Here is a 17,276-nt window from a genome sequence, read left to right as displayed (position 1 = left end):
GGAACGTCTATGAGTTAGAAGCCGGCGCAGTTCGTTAGAGACAAACAGGCTCAGGCCGGGCTATAGACAAAATTTCGTCGTGATGGTACAACTGCAACGGCTACCACCACAAATCAATCATCTTCTAAATCATGCTAGCGAATAAGAGATTCAACCCAATCTTCCTGTTCATCCTACTTTTTGCTGGACTTTCGAACGTAGTCGTGGCGCAGGAGCCTGGTCCTGAGTTCCAGGAGCAAGTTGTAATTGTACAGTTTGAGTCAGATATTGTGATTGGCAAGGGAGCAACGAAAGCAAATCTGTCGGGCTTTGATCGTGCGGCAGAGAGGTATGATGTATACAGTATTGAGCGCGTGTATCCTTTTTTGGATCATGTGGAGTCCACTCCGAAGATAGCAAAGAACTTGGAGGCCCTTCGCCGTACGTACTATGTTCGTTATAGGGTGCAGACAGATCCAGTGCAGGTTTCCCGGGATTTTTCGTCGGAATTTGGGGTGGTGTATGCCGAGCCGGTGTTGGTTCTTCGTAGATATGGATCAGTATTCCAGGCAGAGCCCAATGATCCTCAGTACGCACAGCAGCAGCCGTATCTAGGACTCGTTCATTTGCCAGAGGCCTGGGACCTAGTCAAGGCAGAAGATGCTTCAGATCCGATTGTAATTGCAATTATAGATACCGGCGGAGATTGGGACCATGAGGATCTGTTGGCGAACGTGTGGGTCAATGAAGATGAGATTCCAGATAACGGGATAGATGATGATGGTAATGGTTTCATTGATGACGTGCACGGGGTGAATTTTAACAATGGGGATGATGCAAACAATGATCCTACGCCGGATCCTACCTATCCAGAAATAACAGGTCACGGGACAGCAGTTGCAGGTACTGCGAGTGCCGTATCTGATAACGGGGTGGGGATTGCAGGTGCGGCCTGGAATGCAAAGCTGATGCATATAAATATATTCTGCGTAGAAGAGGAGATTTGTGGTGCTTTTGAGGGCATCCTGTATGCGGCCACCAATGGTGCCGATATCATCAATACGAGTTTTGGTGGATTTCCTGGGGATCGGCAACTACGTATGGTCTCACAGGCACTGGACCTTGCCACAGACATGGGGGCTTTGGTGGTGGCGGCGGCAGGTAATGCGAGCTCAAATAACGATCTCTATCCGACCTATCCAGACTCGCATCCTCGGGTGCTTTCGGTTGGTGCAACTGAGCAAGATTCAGGGCAACTTGCGGAATTTTCGAATTATGGAAAGTCGGTCGACATATATGCTCCTGGTGTAGATATCAATACGACTCTCCCTGATGACGAGTACACCAGCGACGAGTGCTCTCCTTATGAAGATTGTTTTCATGTATCAGGCACATCATTTTCATCTCCACTAGTCGGCGGCATTGCCGCGCTGGTGAAAACGCGTTTTCCCGACATATTGCCGGATGAGCTTCGTGAACGATTGCGGCTTTCGGCCAAGAATATAGATGCGGACAACTCATTGCCCATGCATGAGGGGCAGTTGATTGGAGGGCTCGTCAATGCCGAGGCCAGTTTGCAAGAGGTAGCGGTCCCGGCTGTACGCGTCAAGAATTGGTCATGGGAGGATAGCGACGGTAATCAGCAGCTTGATCCTGGGGATGAGGTTGCGGTCAACGTGACCTTTGTGAATTACCTAACCGCCACCCAACAGCTGACGGTAAATCTGGCACCTCTGGAATCCTATCCATATATCACCCTACTTGGTGCAGAGCAATCAGTAGGGATTTTGGATACTGGAGATTCTACGATGGTGACGTTTCGTTTTTCGGTTGCCGATGATGCTACTCAGATTCGCGGGACCCATTTCTCCGTCCAAATTCGCGATGGTTCCTTTACGGACGAGCCTGACGTGTTGAATATCTTCAAACCTCTCAATTTGGTAAGTCTGGTAGAGGCACTCCATGCTCTCTATGAATCTACAGACGGTGACAACTGGTTGGACAATTCAGGTTGGGACACTACGGCCACTCCCACGATTGAGGAATTAAACGGATGGTTCGGAGTGCAAGTCATTCATGATGGGGTCGAAATCATTTTGCCCGGAAATAATCTTTCGGGGATGATTCCACCAGAATTAGGCCAAGTCGAGGGTTTACGGAATTTATGGTTACCCGTAAACGAGCTTTCTGGCTTGATTCCCCATGAGTTGGGGCAACTCATGGAATTAGAAACGTTGATTTTGTCATTCAATTTGCTGACGGGATCGATCCCACCAGAGCTGGGACAACTCTCAAAACTAATTGTGCTTTCTATTGAGTTGAATGAATTATCTGGATCAATCCCACCAGAGCTAGGACAGCTTTCGGAATTAAGATTCCTGTCCTTAACTGAAAATCGGCTTACTGGAGCTATCCCAGCGGAGCTGAGCCAACTCTCGAAGTTGGAGGGTTTGCGGTTGACTACCAACCAGCTTACCGTACCGATTCCACCAGAACTAGGACAGCTTTCTGATCTTCAAACATTGGGATTAAACGAGAATCAGCTTACCGGGACGGTTCCACCAGAGTTGGGACAACTTTCAAAATTAACAGAGTTGGATCTGTCAAACAATGCTTTGACAGGAATTCTCCCCAGAAGTTTGATGCAGTTGGATAGCCTCCAGTTTCTTGCGTTTTCAGGACAGGAACTCTGCGCCCCCGAGGATAATGAATTCCAGGAGTGGCTGCAAAATGTTGACTTCGTAATCGGCCCCACCTGTATCGCTGTGGCAATAGAAGAAACGAGTGGAAGAGAATCTTTACCAGAAAAATTTGCAGTTCACAGCAATTATCCCAATCCATTCCAGGAAACCACGCAGTTGGCGTTTGATCTTCCCTGGCAGGCTCGTGTTCGGGTAGAAGTGATCGACGTAACCGGAAGACGTGTTCTGAGCGTCCCTGAGAGTGATATGACGGCCGGCTGGTCAAAGAATATCGAATTAGACGGTGCGACGCTGCCTGCGGGGCTCTATCTATACCGTGTGACTGCAGATTCGCCCACAGAACGTTCCGTGCAGGTTGGACGTTTTGTGCGAATCAGATAAAGAGACTCGGCGAGCGAGCGCGATCTGTTTTTCGCAACATTTAATGAAACCCATCGTTCGCCACGGATCTCACGGGCTTACCATGCGGTGGACTCTACTTTTGATCAATTTCTTGGTTGTATGCTCTGTCACTGCACAGGGATTTGATCAAGAGCGACTCTTGGCAAATTTGCGGTTCCGTATCCCTGACCTGGAGGGGGCTGAACTCACTATTGGGGAGTTGGAGCCCAGTCTTTATAGCGGTCTCAAGCAGGGTTCGCTTACGATCAATGGGCAACAGACACTTCAATTTTTGCTTTCCGAAGAACAAGGGCATCTTATTCTTCTCACGACAAATCCAATCGATGTGAGCCTGACAGAGGCAGAAATAGCCGAGAAATTTGCTGAGCAGGCAACGCAAGAAAAGCAGGTTGCTGCCGAGACTCATGGTGCATTAGGCCGTTTTGCCGAAGGTAAGCCGAGTCGAGGACCGTCGGATGCCCCCATCACGATTTATGAATTCAGTGATTTTCAATGTCCGTATTGTGCGCGGGCCAGCACAGTTATGGAAGAGCTTCTGAATAAGTACCCTGAAGAGATTCGTTTTGTGTACTTGCATTACCCGCTGGGTATGCATGATTGGGCAAAGCCTGCAGCGGTAGCAGCGGATTGTGCCGCAAGGCAGAGTGAGGACGCATTTTGGGTGCTGCACGACAACTTCTTTGAGTTGCAGAGCGATATTTCAAGTGAGTCAATGCCGCAGCAGGCCCATTCCTGGTTGCAGGAAACTGATATTGATCTTGATGCTTGGCAGAATTGTACTACCGATGAATCCTCGGTAGCGAATCGAAGTGTGACACTTCAGGTTGATATTTCGACTGCAACGGCCGAGCGTTTTGGCCTGACGGGAACACCGGCGTTCTTTGTAAATGGCTATCTCCTGAGTGGAGCGCATCCTGTGGAAGCCTTTGATGACCTGATTGCCAAGGTCAGGGAGGATCTATAGCCTAGTTTACGCGAAGGACCTCGTCGTAACTGGTGCATAGGCGGCGTATTTGAAGAATCAGATTCCGAGTCCGCCCGTCACTTCCAGCGTATGTCCAGTGATGTAGCTGGCCAGTGGTAATGCCATAAGAATAATGCCAGCAGCGGCCTCATCCGCCGTCCCCGGCCTTCCCATGGGGATCGCAGCAAAGGAGGCATCTCTGATTTTTTGGGGGATCCCGAGTGCAATCTCCTCTCCTTCAATCGAGAGCGTGTGTCCTTCATCCAAGGGACGCGTCAGCCTCGTATCAATGAACCCAAAAGCAACCGCATTGCAACGGATGCCAAATATGCCCCATTCCCGGGCGATGGTTTTCGTCATACCGATCACGCCCATCTTGGCTGTGGCATAGTTGATCTGTCCGATATTGCCATGAAGGCCAGAGGTTGAAGACACATTGACAATACATCGGTGAGGATGAGGGTGTCCAGTTTTCATCTCCTCTTTTGCCAAGGGGCGCCATATTTGCGCAATTGCACGAGTTAAACGAAAGGGAGCCATCGTATGAACTTCCTGGATTTGTTGCCACTGTTCATCGGTCATCTTGTGCAACATCCCATCCCAAGTAAATCCGGCGTTATTCACCAGAATGTTGAGGTGCCCGCACTGGTCAAGCACCCGTTGGATCAGCAGATCGGGAGTTTTTGGATCCGTCACATCGCCGGGTAAGGGCCATGCGGCATTTCCTGCGTCTTGGATGGAACGTGCCGCAGATGTACATGCATCTGCATCTAGGTCATTGATGAATATCTGTGCTCCCATGGTGGCAAACTGTTGGGCAGCAGCGAGCCCAATTCCATTTGCAGCTCCCGTAATTAAGACGACCTGATCTTCAAACATGATTTTTCTGGATTTATCTGAACTATAGAAAATGTAAACCCTCCGTAACAATATGGCAAATACTCTCGTAATGCGGGCAGACGCTGTTGTATGCCTGGGAATACAAAAGCATAATCCTCACGATCAAACCATCTGATTTATGCTTCGACTATTTCTAAGTACTGTGTTGTGTGGCTGTTTGGTGTCCCTCACCCAGGCGCAATCCAGTAATGGAGGTTTAGAATACGAAACCAGTGAGCCTGAAGTCGAATCCTCTGAAGGATTCCAACCCAGCTTTAAACCGACTCTAACCGTCACCAGAGCAAAAGGAGTAGTACGGGTTGACGGGCAATTGGATGAGGATGCCTGGAGTGATGTTGTGCCGATCAGTAATTTCTCGGAAGTGTTCCCGAATGAGCAAAGTCGCCCTCCTGTGGAATTGAGTGGAAGGGTCATGTACGATGACGATTATCTCTATGTGGGAATTATTGTCGTAGATGATCCGAGTCAGATACGAGCCAATCTCAGTGATCGTGATGAGATTTGGCAGGATGATTATGCCGGAATTGTACTGGATCCCAATCGTGATGGCCAAGGCATGTATTTCATCGCAGCAAATCCTCTCGGGATCCAGGCCGATACGTTTATTTCCCCGAATAATGAGGATGAAGGATTTGATATCCTGTTTCGATCCGGTGGCCAGATCACCGAGAATGGGTACCAGGTTGAGATAGCAATTCCGTTCAAGAGTCTGCGCTTTCCGAGCATAGACGAGCAAACTTGGGGAATAACACTCTGGATTACCCGGCCTCGTGAAAGCAGAAATCAATATTCCTGGGCTGCTATTGACCAGGATAATCCATGTGTAAGTTGCCAACTTGGCGAGATCAATGGGATCCGTGGTATAAGAGCCGGGCGCAATCTCGAAATACTACCCTCATTAACTGGGGGCGGAGTCGGTGCACTCCGGGACGCGGGCGAACCCGCCTCCGGGTTCAAAAATGATCGCATGACTCTTGAACCATCGTTGAATCTGAAATATGGCATCACATCTGAACTCACAGCGGATGTCACAGTCAATCCGGATTTTAGCCAGATTGAGTCGGACGAGGCACAGATTGACGTGAATTCCACGTTTGCGCTGTTCTTCCAGGAGCGGCGTCCATTTTTCCAGGAAGGGTCGGGGTTGTTTGACACCGATATCCAGACCGTCTATACCCGATCCATTAATGATCCGATCGGGGCCGCCAAGTTAACAGGACGGTTTGGGTCTGTGGATGTAGCGTACATCGGCGCAAGAGATAATAACTCACCACTTCTATTGCCCTTTGAGGAAGAGAGTCGTGTGCTGGAAGGGGGGCGCAGTGTTTCCAATATCTTGCGAGTGCGGCATAATTTCAACAATGATTCCTTCGTTGGGGCACTCGTGACGGATCGTAGATTGGATGAAGGTGGATCGGGGTCAACCGTCAGCGTTGATGCAGCTGCAAGGATTCTGCAGAAGTATACACTCAGTGGCCAGTTCGTGTACAGTAACAGTGTTGAGTCCACAGATGAAGAATTGAGCAAGGATGTGGGGGACATTACATTTGGAAAGAAGGGATACACAGGTGCATTGGACGGTGAGTCATTTAGCGGGTATGCTGCAAGGGTTGAGCTTGATCGGGGGGCGCGGTACTGGTCATTTGAAGGGGGCTATGAAGCGATCAGTCCAACATTTCGGGCGGACAACGGCTTCGTCCGCCAGAATAACGACCAGTCAGCGTACCTTTGGCAGGGCGTAACGATCTATCCTGAAAAGGTGCTGGGGTTCGTTGATCGGATCCGACCGAATGTGTTAGTGGGTTCCAGTTGGAATTTTGACGGCCTGCAAAAAAACTTTTTCTTTCGCTCTGCAGTCTTCGTCCAGCTTAAACGGCAAACGAATGTTCAAATCAACTGGTGGTACCGGGAGGAGAATTTTGCCGGTACGCAGTTTGATGGGATGACCAGGTTGAATGCGATGGTCTTCAGCAATTTCAGCAAGAGGATCAGTCTGGGAGTAGAGGCAGGGCTCGGAGAGTCCATTGCCCGCTTTCTCGATGAGCCGGAAATTGGGAACAGTCTGGAAGTCAGTGCATGGGGGACACTGCGCCCGACGCAGCGGATGTCCATTCAACCGCAATTCTCCTACTCACGGCTTTCAGATAAGGAAACGAGCGAAGAATTCTTCAGTGGGTACATTGCACGTACGCGTGTGAAATACCAGTTCACTCGTCACTTCTTCTTGCGCACTATCGTGCAGTACAGTGATTTCTAAAAGTCTTTGGAAATTGATCCACTGTTAACCTACAAGATCAATGCGTTCACGGCACTACATGTAGGATCAACGCACGATTTTGATCAGTTCAGCCGCCCACAGGGGGCTGAAAAGTATTTTCGGCAGAGCAGTCGACAGATATTTTTCAAGGTTCAATACCTTTTTCGCACATAATCATTTCGATTTGTATGGGCCTGCGTTGTAAATTGTTTTTGAATCAAACAATTACGACGCATGACCAGACTACCCAATCGCCGAACATTTATAAAAACCGCTTCTGCCGGTGTGGCCGGAGCGACTTTTCTTGGTGCTGCACGAGGTTTAGCCGCACCTTCAAACCGGCTTACAGCTGCCGTAATGGGAGTTCACAGCCGTGGTGGAGTACTCGCCACTTCGTTTGCGAGGGCAGAGGGCTGTGAAGTCACGCACATTTGTGATGTGGATGAACGTGCGATCGCAAGATCTATTCCAGAGGTTACTGAAGCCAATGGTGGCAGTGTCCCGACTGGAGTGATGGATCTGCGTGAGGTGCTGGACAATCCTGATGTAGACATTCTTGTCATTGCCGCGCCAGATCACTGGCATGCCCCCGCTGCAATTATGGCGCTTCAGGCTGGCAAGCATGTCTATGTGGAAAAGCCATGCAGCTATAATCCTGAAGAAGGGGAGATGCTGGTGCGGGCCCAAAAGCGCTATGATCGCGTTGTGCAGATGGGGAATCAACAGCGTGCTTCTGTAGAATCTGCGCAGATCATTGATGCGATCCGGCAAGGGATCATTGGGCGTCCTTACTACGGCCGGGCGTGGTATGCCAACAACCGCGGGTCCATTGGTCGAGGCCAACCTGCTGAGATCCCCGATTGGCTGAACTACGACTTGTGGCAGGGCCCTGCTCCAAGAATGCCGTACAAGGACAACTTGATTCATTACAACTGGCACTGGTTCTGGCACTGGGGCACCGGCGAGATCTGTAATAATGGGACGCACGAGATTGATATTTGTCGTTGGGCCCTTGGTGTTGATTACCCCATCAGAGTCACATCTTCCGGGGGAAGGTATCGCTACGATGACGATTGGGAGTTTTATGATACGCAAATTGCATCGTTTGACTTTGAGGGGGGCAAGACCATTACATGGGATGGCCGAAGCTGTAACCTTTATCCTGTTGAGGGTCGGGGTCGGGGTGCATCTATTCATGGTGAGCAAGGAACGGTAATTATGGACCGTGATGGCTATACGGTCTACGATCAGGATAATCGGGAGGTATGGAAACGATCACGGATAACAGGTGAGGCAACGTTGGATATTCGAGGTGGTGGAGGGCTCACAGATCGGCATATTGCAAATATGCTTCAGGTCATTCGGGATGGAGTTCCGCAGAATTCTCCGATTGATGAGGGACACAAGAGTACACTGCTGTGCCACTTAGGCAACATTGCTCAGGAAACGGGACATACACTTCACTGTGATCCGGCAAACGGTCATATTTTGAATGATGAGAAGGCGATGGGTATGTGGGGGCGGGAATATGAGCCGGGCTGGGAACTCAAGGAGTGATCTTTTCAACCAACGAATCAACCAGCAAAGAAATGAATCGACGTGATTTTATTCGGACCGGTAGTACTGCTGCGGCAGCTGGGTTGTTTGTTAGGCCTGAGACCAAAAAATCTCAACGCATGAAGGTCGCTCTGGTAGGGACGGGAATTCGTGGGAGTACGATGTGGGGACGGAACCTGATTCGTGATTATGCAAATGAGGTTGAATATGTTGGCTTGTGTGACCATAATCCCGGGCGGCTGGAGTATGTGAAACAATACATGGGGGCCAGTTGCCCAACCTTTACGGATTTCGATGAGATGATCCGTGTGACTGGCCCGGACACGGTGATTGTGACTACGGTGGATTCCACACATCACCAGTTTATCATCCGGGCGATGGAACTCGGCTGTGATGTCGTTACAGAGAAGCCTATGACCACGGATGCTCAGAAGTGTCAGGCAATTCTTGATACACAGGCACTCACACGTAAGAATGTAACGGTCACATTCAACTATCGTTATTCTCCGCATCGTCAGGCGATGAAGGAGCTCCTGATGAATAACCGGATTGGCAAGGTCACCTCGGTAGATTTTCACTGGTATCTGGATGTATACCATGGGGCATCCTATTTTCGGCGCTGGCATGGAAAGGAACGGTTTGGGGGTACGCTGTTTGTACATAAGGCAACGCATCACTTCGACTTATTAAACTGGTGGCTGGAATCGGAGCCAGAAGAAGTCTTTGCGTACGGAGATCTTGAATACTATGGGCATAACAATGAATTTCGCCACACAAATTGCCGAGGCTGCCCACATGCTTCCAAGTGCAAGCACTACTGGGATATTACGGAAAGTGAGAGCTCAATGAATCTCTATGTTGCTCACGAACACCATGACGGCTATCTACGGGATGGATGCGTGTGGAGTGAAGAGATTGACATCTATGACAAGATGAGCGCACAGATTCAGTATGCAAATGGAGTCCATGTCAATTACTCGTGTACAACCTATTCTCCCTATGAAGGATACCGGATTGCATTTAATGGTACGGAGGGGAGACTGGAGGCCTGGATCAAGGAACGTCAGCCCTGGGAAGATGAGCCCTTTGATGAGCTTCGTGTGACTGATAATTTCAGGCAGACTGAATTGATACAAATCCCGCATGGTGGCGGTGGTCATGGTGGGGGAGATCGGAGGTTACAAGACCATATCTTCAAAGGTGAAGATACTCCAGATCCTTATCGCCAGGCAGCGGGTTCCAGAGATGGTGCAATGTCGGTACTGATTGGAGTTGCGGCAAGAGAGAGTGTAAAGACGGGGGAGCCCGTGCGCATTGAATCACTGACCTCTCTCAAACCCCGGGTAGTTCGACCTTAAACATATACATTAACTTATAGTACGTAACTATGAAGTATAGATATACGTTATTCATCTTCTTTCTGGTACTTGTACTTGGCGCATGTGCCTCTACTGGAGAACTGTCTACGGAGGAAAGCCCTGTAGCGGGTGACTGGACTTACAGTATCGACTCTCCCCAGGGGATTTACACGGGTACACTGATGATTGTCCAAGGAGATTCATTAGAGGTTTCATTAGCGGAAGAAGGACAGGAGGATAATCCTGAGGAAATCATCAGCGCATATTCAGTCGAGTTTGATGAAGAGACACAAACCCTGTCATTTTCGTTCGACAACCCTGAGTTTGGAACGATGCATGTCTCCCTGGTGCTTGGTGAAGAGGGCTTGAGCGGGGGGATTCATGTCGTTCAATTTGGAGTGGATTTGCCGTTGATGGCAACTCGTTCAGACCAATAAGGTCAGACGATGTATCACTTAATGGGCAAGCGGGTTCGTGTGCATCTGTACACGCGCGATGGGATCATGATCGGAGCGATTACCGGTCGTGTAGCAGATGTAGCCTCCGAAGTGGAGGTTGCTCCCGGTATGAAAAAAGATTTGGCCTATGTGGTGGATATTGAGATTCTGGAAGGGGAGTCTACCACATATAAAAACAGTAGCGGAATGGAAAATGAGGGATGGTTCGCCATTCAGGATCTGCAGATTACAGAGGAAGAATCCATACCGGGCTGGTTCAATAACTGACGCACCCAAGGACTCTAGATTTAAATATTTGGAAATCATATTCTTAAGTTGGGGCCTGACCGTTCGGGTTCCTTGTGAATATCAAGACAGGACAGACGGGTCAGACGTTACCCTGAGCATAACACTGGGGTCATGTCAGAGCGGTTATTAGACGGGATTTCAATCATTGAGTTTTCCTGCATAATACGGAGAGGCTGCAGTGGCGACCTGCATACGTGAGCAAGCACAGTCCATGCCATATCGGCTGTTCTGCCGCTCCTACCCCATGGTTTGGGACCTGAAGTAACGATTCCTCTCAGGATACATCGGACTCCCCAACCACCTTTATGTATTAAGATGAACTTGCCCATCTAATCAGATCAAGAGGGAGGTTTAATCCCCCGTCTTTTCGTAGATCCCCTGGATTCAGTCATTCGCCCGCATCTCGATTTGGTGCGAAAGAACCATCCGGGTCTCGCACTGTGCGCCAACCGTTAAATTGATTGTGATTATTCCATGCTTTGGCTCAAACATATAATCTGGCATGAATTAACAGTAATAACACCGATATTGGCCATTATACAACAGATAAAGAATACAATTGGCGAAAAAATACTTGAAGAGTTACTATCTTTGCAAACAGGGTTTCCTGTCCATAACGACTTGCTAGCTGGACAATATTCACTAGGCGAGTGTCTGGACCTGTGTGCCCGAAGCACAAAAAATCGTACGGACTGGAAACTGTACTGTAAAGTTCACTGGGCTCTGTTTGTGATTTGCCCCGGTTTTAGATTTTAGGTTTTTTCAAGAGGCTCTCCTGAAAGTATGACCCGGAAACGAATACTCTGTCAACAAACGATGCGTAGATTAGACTTATTGATCCTTACAGCGGCGACGGTCGGCTTGACCTTAAGTGCATGTGACACTGCCTCCCCTTCATCGGCGTCTTGGGAATGTACTGTGACACTGACTCTTGAACCGTCCACGCTCGGTAATCTGAGTTCACCAAGCGGATCCGGGACGGGCACGGGGACGGGCAGCACGCGTGAGGAGGCGCTGAATTCGGCCTACGAGCGGGCATGTACTCAACTGCCGCTATCGGACACCGAGGCTCGGTTGTGCCGCAGTGGCGAAGACTTCAATGTCGAAGGCGACAGTGAAGGCAACATCAGATTGTTTAGCGCAGTGTCACGAAGTGTCCGCTGTAGTAACAACTGAAGCGTTTGAAAAGGTGGGAGTTGCCCCGTCCGAAAGGCTTGGCACAGATTCGGGTATAGGTGGGAATGCACGCCTCGCCACCGCTCTCGATGGGTCGCTTGTTACGTTCTTTCTTGGAGGTCACTGCTTGATTTACATCGCCAGTTCGCGGGGAGGTCGGTCTGTATTCTGGGGGCCTCTGGGCATTACGATCATCAGAAGGTTGTCAAATCCAACACTCGTCACTCTGGTTATCGCACCAGTCATGTACTCTGACTTTGACTTCTGGTTCTTCTTCTTCTTCAGTGGACAGTTCATTTTCAGGCCCCAGCGAGACAAAGAAAGCCGTCCGCCAAGATCGAAGAAAATGGTGCTAACACACCGCTGGCTATTTCGGAAAGGGAATGGGAGGGGATTTCACCCTGTATGTTGTAGGGGATGCTACCTAAGTACGTATTGGAGCAATCAAAGAAGTTGAAGAAGATTGACATAGAGCTGCGGGTTTGGGGCTTCAATGAAAGAGGTCACGGATCATCGGTTCTGTGCCGAGGGTTTTTGATTTTGAGACCGTTTGATCTTTCCAGGCTCACAAGAGCATTGCCTATTTGTGTTTCACATCGGGTCTCTGCGGATCACCTCCCCAAAAGTGACTAACTGCCTCCTGTGTCTTGATTGCTTGGTCGGCGCGCCCTAGGAAGTGCCGTGATTTCGCCCCGTAGAGAGTTTGTGTCATTGAGCACCGATATAGGGACCGATGAAGCATCACATCAATCCGCGACTACTTTCACACACTACAGATACACCATCATGTCTACGAATTCTCAATCCATCATCTTTTGTAGCATTGACTCGGGGACTGAGTCGTACCAGGTGTGCATCGTGAATTCAGTAGGAACCGTTATTGGTAAGAATTCTATTGCACATTCAGGGGATGGAATCCCCAACAGTGGGACTAGATCTTCGATTGTGCAAACTGTACTGCGGGCCAGATTGCAGCTGCCATTGAGGTTTCCAATGGTCTGGTCGTGGACGGCTTCAAGGGGAATATCTTCTAGGTGCCTACCATCAACCCCAAGCAGTTGGATCGCTTCCGGGATTGGTATTCGTCGGACCCAATGACCGCCGGGATGCGCGCGTGCTCGCCGATGCTGTCCAGACTGATCCCAATTTCTGTGAAGATTAGATCGGGTTAATGTCGAGATCATACGGATGCTCGAATGGTATCGCATAGCCGATGAGTTGACGGCGCAGCACACTCGGCTGGCACATCAGGTCTGGAACCAGTTCTGGCCCGGAGCTACAATTTATTATGAGTTAACAGTAATATAACAAAATTTTCCGATAAAATCACAGATAAGGAATATAAATGACTGACAAAATACTTCAAGTGTCACTATTTTACCGCTATCTCTTCGATAGGGAATTCTTGTGCAAAGTGGCATCAGTGTCCGTCACTTTCAGGGATTGACTGTCGTCTATCATTACAACAAGATAAAATTGAAATGACTGAAATTATGCCGCTTTCTATTTGCATAAATGGTAGAGGACCCTCTCTCCAATCCCTTAGCTTGGCAGCTATTCTATTCCTGCTTGCCGCCCTATTCCTGTCTGCCTGCGAAGGTCCCGTTGGACCAGAAGGGCCTGCTGGACCGCAGGGGGGGACAGGTGAACGGGGAGCTACAGGAGAGCAAGGACCACCGGGTAACGCCAATGTTCAGAGTTTTACCGTAACCTTGCGAACAAGTGATTTTCAGGTATCGGAGTTCCTAGAAGTAGCAGGATGGTCTTCAGGACTGATTACCCGTGAAATTCACGAACGTGGAGTCGTACTAGCGTATACTGATCTAGGGAGTGGTGGAGAGGAATTTTATGCCCTTCCGTTTTCTCTCGGAGAAATCAACCTCTCGTATGCTACTGAAGTCGGAACCGTTTTCGTAATTATTCAGCGGCCCCGAGGCTCTTCGCCGAGGGCATCCGTGTTCGATGGGGACCGCATACGTTTCGTTGCCATTGCTCCAGCAGCCACATCCTTGTTAGACGAAGTAGACAAAGCGGACTATAAAGCCGTAATGAATGCGCTGAGCACCGCCCACTAATCCTCGAAACTTGTTACATGTCGTCCTGATTGCTGGCTTGAATCGATTATTCGCGCACCTGTCGTTCGGACGGGACAGTGCTTGGTGGCGGCGACAAGATCTTTTGCCAGAACTGACATTGAACGTCGGACGGGGCCGTCTGGACCGACAAATAACCATGGAACAAGGTTTTTTGTTGCCCGAATGCCGAGGTCAGGATAAGATCTAACGTTTGACGCGCATCATCCTTTGTACGACTATGGGAATCCATCAGTCATTTGCTCTACTGACGTTAGGGCTCCTCCCTGTTCGATTCTTCTGCACCGGTAGAGTAATTGCCCAGAATGCCAAGGAGGTATTTCACCGGTTACCTATACCCTGACCCCCAAGCTCCCCGCCGAGCTCGTGTACGATTCATTGACTCGCACGATCAGCGGAACGCCGACGATGGTTACGTCAAGTCCGATTCCTTATATGTTTAAGGCGACCGATGCCACCAGGGCGACAGATGGTCTGGTGTTCCATGTTGAATTCCTTGGCCCCGTCGCGTCGGAGCAGGGGGGAGTGCCGGAATCGTTTATGGTTCACGGAAACTATCCCAATCCTTTTAGCAAATCCACACGCCTCGTTGTCGATCTTCCTTGGCCCGCCACCCTGAATGTGGAGGTGTTTGATGTGATGGGACGGCGGGTACTTTCCCAACCTCCGGTCGATCTAACCGCTGGCTGGAGCCAGAGCATCCGTCTTGAGGGTTCGGCATTGCCCTCGGGCCTGTATGTGTATCAGATTCAGGCAAACTCGCCGGTGGGAATTCGAAGACTGGCCGGCCGCTTCCTGCGTGTGCGGTAAGGCTGCCTGTGTGCTCGGCCAACAACCAGCACCCAAGGCGGCGGAGCAGATTCCTACCCGGTATCGTAGGAAAACCTGTCAAATGAAAGTACCATGAAGAATATTGATCCGACCTCTAGGGAAAAGCAACGGGGATCCGGTTAATTCAGAGCCTGTTCGAAATCATCAATCAGGTCGTGACAGTCTTCGATCCCCACAGAAATCCTTAAAAGAAAATCACGAATTCCTGCAGCTTTGCGCTCTTCCGGAGTCAGTCCTGCGTGCGAACTGATTGCGGGACGGGTCATCAGGGATTCGATACCTCCGAGGCTTGGTGCATAGACGGGAATCTGGAGGCGACTCATCAGCTTTTCTGTAGCTTCTAAACCACCTTTCAGTTCGATACTCAACATTCCACTAAAGCCTTCAAATAAGCGAGCTGCCCGCTCGTGTTGTGGATGAGATTTCAGACCAGGGTGGTAGACCTGTGCAACCTCACTTCTGGAATCAAGAAATTCTGCCAGAGCATGCGCGGTGGAATTATGTTGCCTCATTCGCAGGGCTAGGGTTTGAACACCTCGATGAAGTAAAAAACAGGCATGAGGATCCAAGGAGCCTCCTAGCTGCTTTAAATTTTTTCCAGCCTTGCGCACCCAGTCTCCCCTTCCAGCAATGACACCGGCTACAACATCGGAGTGTCCGTTAAGGTACTTGGTTGCACTGTGAAGTGAGAAGTCAAATCCTGCAGCAGAAGCGGGGTAATTGAATGGCGTCGCAAAGGTATTGTCAATCAGGGAGACCAATTTATTTGCCTGCGCAAACGCAACGATCCCTTCCAAATCACAAACGTGAAGTAGGGGGTTTGTGATGGATTCAACATAGACTGCACGAGTATTGGCCTGCAACAAGGAATTCCAGGTTTCGGGAGCATCCGCATCAAAGAAGGAGACGCTAACCCCAAGATCTGCCAGTAGTGTACGAACGAATCCATGTGTTCCTCCATAGACGGTGTCTTGTGTCAGAAGATGATCCCCTGGCTTGAGTACGGTAAGGAGTGCTCCACTAATTGCAGCCATTCCGCTACCGGTGACCAATGCTTCCTCAGCTCCTTCCAAAATCGCAAGTTTTCGATTGAGCACAATTTGGTTTGGTGTGTTATTGTAGCGGATGTATCTCAGGGGAGAATCGTCATGCTCAAACATGGCCGTTTGAAAAATTGGCATGCGGATTGCTCCCTCAATACGGCGCTCTTCTCCCGCATGAATAAGCTGAGTATCAATAGCTTGAGTCATCATTAATTTTGATTAAATATTAAGCGTGCCGACAATCACCGTTACTGCCTGCCCAGCGACTTTAACACTCGTAATATCGGCACGTGGGCCCATGACCGTCACGCGGGCCCGGCCTGGTCGTTGCATCCAGGTTCCTTGACGCGCAGTAAAGACAGGCTCCTTGATAAGGTCATACTGCCATAGGTATGCTCCCATTCCGCCAGTTGCACTTCCAGTAAATGGATCCTCGAATATATCGGGTGGGCTGGCAAAATGGCGGGCAAATGTTTCCGAGTTGTTTAGGGTAAACAGGTGTGCGCTGAAAAAATCGAATTCACGGCGAAGTTGTGTGAAAGAAGCCACATCTACCTGAATTCCTCTAAGGCAATCAACATCCCGCACAGGTACCATTAACTGTGGGGTTCCAGTGCTGACGATTTGGATCGGTTTTTCAGGAATGAGGTCGTCGTTCGATAAGCCAAATGCAGATAGAGCCTGATCGTGCGGCACCAGAGACAGGAACTGCGGCTTCAGTTGTGTCATGACAATCTCATTCGCTTTCCCAAAAGCAGTCAGAATGTCAACAGAAATGATCCCCGCTTCAAGCTCCAGTGCAATCGTGGTCACAGGCCCCGTCAGGGAGATACGTCTGCATTCTACGAGAAGGTGGACCGATGCAATCGTAGGATGGCCAGCAAGCGGAATCTCTTCGGATGGTGTGAAGTAGCGGGCACGTACATCCGCTTGATCAGAGTGCAGAATGAATGCCGTTTCCGAGAGATTTTGTTCGCGTGCGATAGCCTGCATTTGCTCGCTCGTAAGCGAATCCGCATCCATCACAATCGCACAGGGATTCCCACTCAGTGGTGTATCTGTAAATGCATCAACCTGGAAGAAGGGGAAGGATGCCATAAGCGGGTGTGTCACAGACCAGGTTTGCTACCAGAAACTTGCATATTTGTACCCAAAAGCCTTTATTGCAGTACAGAGTCCCTCATGAACATGAATCGGAAGCAACGCAAGAACATCATCATTGCGCTTACCATACTTGCAGGAGTTGTTGCTGCCTTCGCGATCCTGAT

12 protein-coding genes and 1 pseudogene are annotated in these 17,276 nt (G+C 49.6%); 10 read left to right on the top strand and 3 right to left on the bottom strand.

The features are described 5' to 3' along the window. Positions 1 to 131: 131 nt before the first annotated feature. Together F4Y64_08795 and F4Y64_08790 are read left to right on the top strand one after the other, a co-directional pair. Positions 132 to 3,062, top strand: a complete 2,931-nt coding sequence (locus tag F4Y64_08795; GenBank protein ID MXX97693.1) for a S8 family serine peptidase — start codon at positions 132 to 134, stop codon at positions 3,060 to 3,062. Between the two features lie 43 nt (positions 3,063 to 3,105). Continuing rightward, entirely contained in the window at positions 3,106 to 4,047 is a 942-nt protein-coding gene (locus tag F4Y64_08790; protein ID MXX97692.1) for a thioredoxin domain-containing protein, read from the top strand. 57 nt (positions 4,048 to 4,104) lie between these two features. Here the strand turns inward: F4Y64_08790 and F4Y64_08785 are convergent, their stop codons facing one another. Then, on the bottom strand, positions 4,105 to 4,926 hold the full coding sequence (locus tag F4Y64_08785; GenBank protein ID MXX97691.1) for an SDR family oxidoreductase: 822 nt from the start codon (positions 4,924 to 4,926) through the stop codon (positions 4,105 to 4,107). 139 nt (positions 4,927 to 5,065) lie between these two features. On the opposite strand from F4Y64_08785, the gene F4Y64_08780 reads away from it, so the two are divergent. The 8 genes and pseudogenes from F4Y64_08780 (at position 5,066) to F4Y64_08745 (ending at position 14,944) form a co-directional block, all read left to right on the top strand. Next, entirely contained in the window at positions 5,066 to 7,204 is a 2,139-nt protein-coding gene (locus tag F4Y64_08780; GenBank protein ID MXX97690.1) for a carbohydrate binding family 9 domain-containing protein, read from the top strand. 234 nt (positions 7,205 to 7,438) lie between these two features. Continuing rightward, positions 7,439 to 8,761: a Gfo/Idh/MocA family oxidoreductase gene (locus F4Y64_08775; protein MXX97689.1), complete on the top strand. Its 1,323-nt coding sequence runs from the start codon at positions 7,439 to 7,441 to the stop codon at positions 8,759 to 8,761. Positions 8,762 to 8,793: 32 nt separating this feature from the next. After that, a complete protein-coding gene (locus tag F4Y64_08770) occupies positions 8,794 to 10,119 on the top strand; it encodes a Gfo/Idh/MocA family oxidoreductase (GenBank protein MXX97688.1) in 1,326 nt (441 codons plus the stop codon). Between the two features lie 29 nt (positions 10,120 to 10,148). Next, positions 10,149 to 10,556: a hypothetical protein gene (locus F4Y64_08765; protein ID MXX97687.1), complete on the top strand. Its 408-nt coding sequence runs from the start codon at positions 10,149 to 10,151 to the stop codon at positions 10,554 to 10,556. A gap of 9 nt (positions 10,557 to 10,565) precedes the next feature. Beyond that, on the top strand, positions 10,566 to 10,844 hold the full coding sequence (locus tag F4Y64_08760; GenBank protein ID MXX97686.1) for a hypothetical protein: 279 nt from the start codon (positions 10,566 to 10,568) through the stop codon (positions 10,842 to 10,844). A gap of 837 nt (positions 10,845 to 11,681) precedes the next feature. Continuing rightward, positions 11,682 to 12,041 carry a hypothetical protein gene (locus F4Y64_08755; GenBank protein ID MXX97685.1) on the top strand — a complete coding sequence of 120 codons (360 nt, stop codon included), beginning with the start codon at positions 11,682 to 11,684 and terminating at the stop codon, positions 12,039 to 12,041. A gap of 1,598 nt (positions 12,042 to 13,639) precedes the next feature. Beyond that, a pseudogene (locus F4Y64_08750) lies at positions 13,640 to 13,723 on the top strand (bclB domain-containing protein). Positions 13,724 to 14,500: 777 nt separating this feature from the next. Then, positions 14,501 to 14,944, top strand: coding sequence for a T9SS type A sorting domain-containing protein (locus F4Y64_08745; GenBank protein ID MXX97684.1), 444 nt, complete (start codon positions 14,501 to 14,503; stop codon positions 14,942 to 14,944). Between the two features lie 140 nt (positions 14,945 to 15,084). On the opposite strand, the gene F4Y64_08740 is transcribed toward F4Y64_08745, so the two are convergent. Together F4Y64_08740 and F4Y64_08735 are read right to left on the bottom strand one after the other, a co-directional pair. After that, entirely contained in the window at positions 15,085 to 16,215 is a 1,131-nt protein-coding gene (locus tag F4Y64_08740; GenBank protein MXX97683.1) for an aminotransferase class I/II-fold pyridoxal phosphate-dependent enzyme, read from the bottom strand. A gap of 12 nt (positions 16,216 to 16,227) precedes the next feature. Then, a complete protein-coding gene (locus F4Y64_08735; protein MXX97682.1) occupies positions 16,228 to 17,106 on the bottom strand; it encodes a PhzF family phenazine biosynthesis protein in 879 nt (292 codons plus the stop codon). Positions 17,107 to 17,276: the final 170 nt, after the last annotated feature.

This window comes from Rhodothermaceae bacterium, assembly GCA_009838195.1.
In the GTDB taxonomy this organism is placed as follows: Bacteria; Bacteroidota; Rhodothermia; order Rhodothermales; family Bin80; genus Bin80.
The sequence above is the reverse complement of the archived record's forward strand: the minus strand, read 5'-3'. Positions and strand labels throughout refer to the sequence as shown.